Raw genomic sequence first — 3603 nt, 5'->3', positions numbered from 1 at the left:
GGCCTATGTGCGCACCGCCAGCATGAACGTGGATGCCCTGGGCATCCTGCGTGCCGGCAACGGCATGCCGATCATGGGCAACGGCGGGCCGATCGCGGTGCCGCCCCAGCAGCAGATCGAAGTCGGCGAAGACGGCACCATCAGCATCCGCGCCCAGGGCGAAGGCCCGCGGGTGATGGCCCAAGTGGACCGCATCAAGCTGGTCCAGCCGGACCTGAAAACCATGAGCAAGGGCCTCGACGGCCTGATCCACACCAATGACGGTCAGCCGGCCCCGGCCGATGCCAATGTGCGGGTGACCTCGGGTTTTCTGCAGGCGAGCAACGTCAATGCCGTGGATGAAATGACCTCGGTGCTGGCTTTGTCCAAGCAGTTCGAGCTGCATATCAAAATGATGAACACCGCCAAAGAAGACGACCAGGCCATGACTCGCGTCCTGTCCATCAGCTAATTACTTGAACGTGGCGCCGAAAAACCGGCGCGCGAGGAGAGCACCATGCTTCCGGCACTGTGGGTTGCAAAAACGGGTTTGGCTGCACAAGACACCAACCTGACCACCATTTCCAACAACCTGGCCAACGTCTCGACCACCGGCTTCAAGCGTGATCGCGCCGAGTTCCAGGACTTGCTCTACCAGATCAAGCGCCAGCCAGGTGCACAGTCGACCCAGGACAGCGAACTGCCATCGGGCCTGCAAGTGGGCACCGGGGTACGTATTGTCGGCACGCAAAAGAACTTCACTGCTGGTAGCCTGCAAACCACTGAGCAGCCGCTGGACATGGCCATCAACGGCCGTGGTTTTTTCCAGATCATGCAGCCTGACGGAACAACGGCCTACACCCGTGACGGTACTTTCCATCTGGACTCCAATGGCCAGATCGTCACCGCTAACGGCTTTGCCCTGGAACCGGCGATTGTGGTGCCGGCCGATGCCCAGACCTTCACCGTCGGCCAGGACGGCACCGTATCGGTGACCATTTCCGGCAACCCGGCGGCGCAAGTGATCGGCAACGTGCAGACCGCCGACTTTATCAACCCGGCCGGCTTGCAGTCCCAGGGCGGCAACCTGTTCCTGGAAACCGCCTCCAGCGGTGCGCCGCAAATCGGCACCCCGGGCCTGAACGGCTTTGGCCTGACCATGCAAAGCATGCTCGAGACCTCGAACGTCAGCACCGTGGAAGAAATGGTCAATATGATCACCACTCAGCGCGCCTACGAGATGAACTCCAAAGTGATCTCGACCGCTGACCAGATGTTGTCGTTCGTCACGCAAAACCTGTAATTACGTGAAATAGCGGGAGAGCTCATGAAGCGCTTGTTTTCTGTTCTGGCACTGGGCGCCATCACCTTGCTGGCCGGCTGCGTCAGCCCGCCACCGCGGGCCAACGACCCGTACTACGCACCTGTGCTGCCGCGTACGCCGCTGCCGGCTGCCGCCAACAACGGCTCGATTTACCAGGCCGGTTTCGAGCAGAACCTGTACAGCGACCGCAAGGCGTACCGCATCGGCGACATCATTACCATTACCCTTAATGAGAAGACCCAGGCGAGTAAAAACGCCAACTCGGCGATCGGTAAAAACAGCAACACCAGCATCGGCCTGACCTCGTTGTTCGGCAGCGGCCTGACCACCAACAACCCGCTGGGCGGGGGTGACCTGAGCCTCAATGCCGGTTACAGCGGCAGCCGTGCCACCAAGGGCGACAGCAAGGCCGGGCAGGGCAACAGCCTGACCGGTTCGATCACCGTGACTGTCGCCGACGTGCTGCCCAACGGCATCATCGCCGTGCGCGGTGAAAAGTGGATGACCCTTAACACCGGCGACGAGCTGGTACGCATTGCCGGCCTGGTACGGGCCGATGACATTGCCACTGACAACACTGTGTCTTCGACCCGTGTGGCCGATGCGCGCATCACCTACTCGGGCACCGGCTCGTTTGCCGATGCGAGCCAGCCGGGCTGGTTTGACCGTTTCTTCCTTAGCCCGCTGTTTCCCTTTTAGTGATGAAGCTCACCATGCCCAACCTCAAGCATCTGCTGGCAGCCGTGTTGCTGTTGTCGACCTCCCTGGGCGCCCACGCCGAGCGGTTGAAAGACATCGCCAGCATTTCCGGCGTGCGTTCCAACCAATTGATTGGTTATGGCCTGGTGGTGGGCTTGAATGGTACGGGTGACCAGACCACACAAACCCCGTTTACCCTGCAGACGTTCAATAACATGCTGTCGCAGTTTGGCATCAAGGTACCGCCGGGTTCGGGCAATGTGCAGCTGAAAAACGTTGCGGCGGTGTCCATCAGCGCCGATTTGCCGGCATTCGCCAAGCCGGGGCAGGTGATCGATATCACCGTTTCCTCCATCGGCAACTCCAAAAGCCTGCGCGGCGGTACGCTGCTGCTGACACCGCTTAAAGGCATTGATGGCAATGTGTATGCGGTGGCCCAGGGCAATCTGGTGGTCGGCGGTTTCGATGCCGAAGGCCGCGACGGCTCGAAAATCACCGTCAACGTGCCGTCGGCCGGGCGTATTCCGGGTGGCGCATCGGTTGAGCGGGCCGTACCCAGCGGTTTCAACCAGGGCAACAGCCTGACCCTGAACCTCAACCGCTCGGACTTCACCACCGCCAAGCGTATCGTCGACAAGATCAATGACCTGCTCGGCCCCGGCGTGGCGCAGGCCATCGATGGCGGCTCGGTTCGCGTGACCGCACCACTGGACCCGAGCCAGCGGGTCGACTATCTGTCGATCCTGGAAAACCTCGAAGTCGATCCGGGGCAGGCGGTGGCCAAGGTCATCATCAACTCGCGCACCGGCACCATCGTGATTGGCCAGAACGTCAAGGTTTCGCCCGCCGCAGTGACCCACGGTAGCCTGACCGTGACCATCACCGAAGACCCGATTGTCAGCCAGCCCGGCCCGCTGTCCAACGGCGAGACCGCCGTGGTGCCGCGTTCGCGACTGAATGCCCAGCAGGAAGCCAAGCCGATGTTCAAGTTCGGCCCGGGCACCACCCTCGACGAAATCGTGCGGGCGGTAAACCAGGTCGGCGCAGCGCCAGGGGACTTGATGGCGATTCTCGAAGCGCTGAAACAGGCCGGCGCGCTGCAAGCCGACCTGATCGTGATCTGAGGCCGACGTCATGGATATGCGTAAGAGTGGAGTAGTCAGTGGCAGCGATTCCGGGGCGTTCACCGACCTGAATCGGCTGAACAATCTGAAAGTCGGCGACCGCGAAAGCGACGGCAATATGCGCAAAGTTGCCCAGGAATTCGAGTCGCTGTTTCTCAACGAAATGCTCAAGTCGATGCGCTCGGCCAACGAAGTGCTGGGCAAGGACAACCCGCTCAACACCCCGGCGGCCAAGCAGTATCAGGAAATGTACGACCAGCAATTGTCCGTGACCCTGTCCCGGCAGGGCGGTGGTATCGGCCTGGCCGATGTGTTGATGCGCCAGATGTCGAAAAACAAAGCTGCGGTGCCGGGGGAGGCTGCGGCGACCACGGCGCTGACTGCCGAAGCCAAAGCCCCGGCCGCCACCACCGTCGACAGCCCTTTTGTGCGCTCCAGTGGTCAGCGTCCATTGTGGGCTTCGCGGGTCGCCATCAC

General features: G+C 61.4%; 5 protein-coding genes. All 5 read left to right on the top strand.

Annotated elements, in window-relative coordinates:
- Nucleotides 1-451: flagellar basal body rod C-terminal domain-containing protein (locus GHO03_RS23915; RefSeq protein ID WP_306108807.1), on the top strand; the 451-nt coding region annotated here is incomplete at its 5' end.
- A gap of 45 nt (nucleotides 452-496) precedes the next feature.
- Nucleotides 497-1282, top strand: coding sequence for a flagellar basal-body rod protein FlgG (gene flgG / locus GHO03_RS23910; protein ID WP_095002628.1), 786 nt, complete (start codon nucleotides 497-499; stop codon nucleotides 1280-1282).
- Between the two features lie 24 nt (nucleotides 1283-1306).
- Entirely contained in the window at nucleotides 1307-2002 is a 696-nt protein-coding gene (gene flgH / locus GHO03_RS23905) for a flagellar basal body L-ring protein FlgH (protein WP_095002627.1), read from the top strand.
- Between the two features lie 14 nt (nucleotides 2003-2016).
- Complete coding sequence (locus GHO03_RS23900) at nucleotides 2017-3126, top strand: flagellar basal body P-ring protein FlgI (protein ID WP_095002626.1); 1110 nt, start codon at nucleotides 2017-2019, stop codon at nucleotides 3124-3126.
- Nucleotides 3127-3136: 10 nt separating this feature from the next.
- Nucleotides 3137-3603: rod-binding protein (locus tag GHO03_RS23895; RefSeq protein WP_178110365.1), on the top strand; the 467-nt coding region annotated here is incomplete at its 3' end.

Source organism: Pseudomonas sp. FSL R10-1339, from assembly GCF_009600545.1.
Taxonomy (GTDB): domain Bacteria; phylum Pseudomonadota; class Gammaproteobacteria; order Pseudomonadales; family Pseudomonadaceae; genus Aquipseudomonas; species Aquipseudomonas bubulae.
This window is presented reverse-complemented; position numbering and strand designations above follow the sequence as displayed.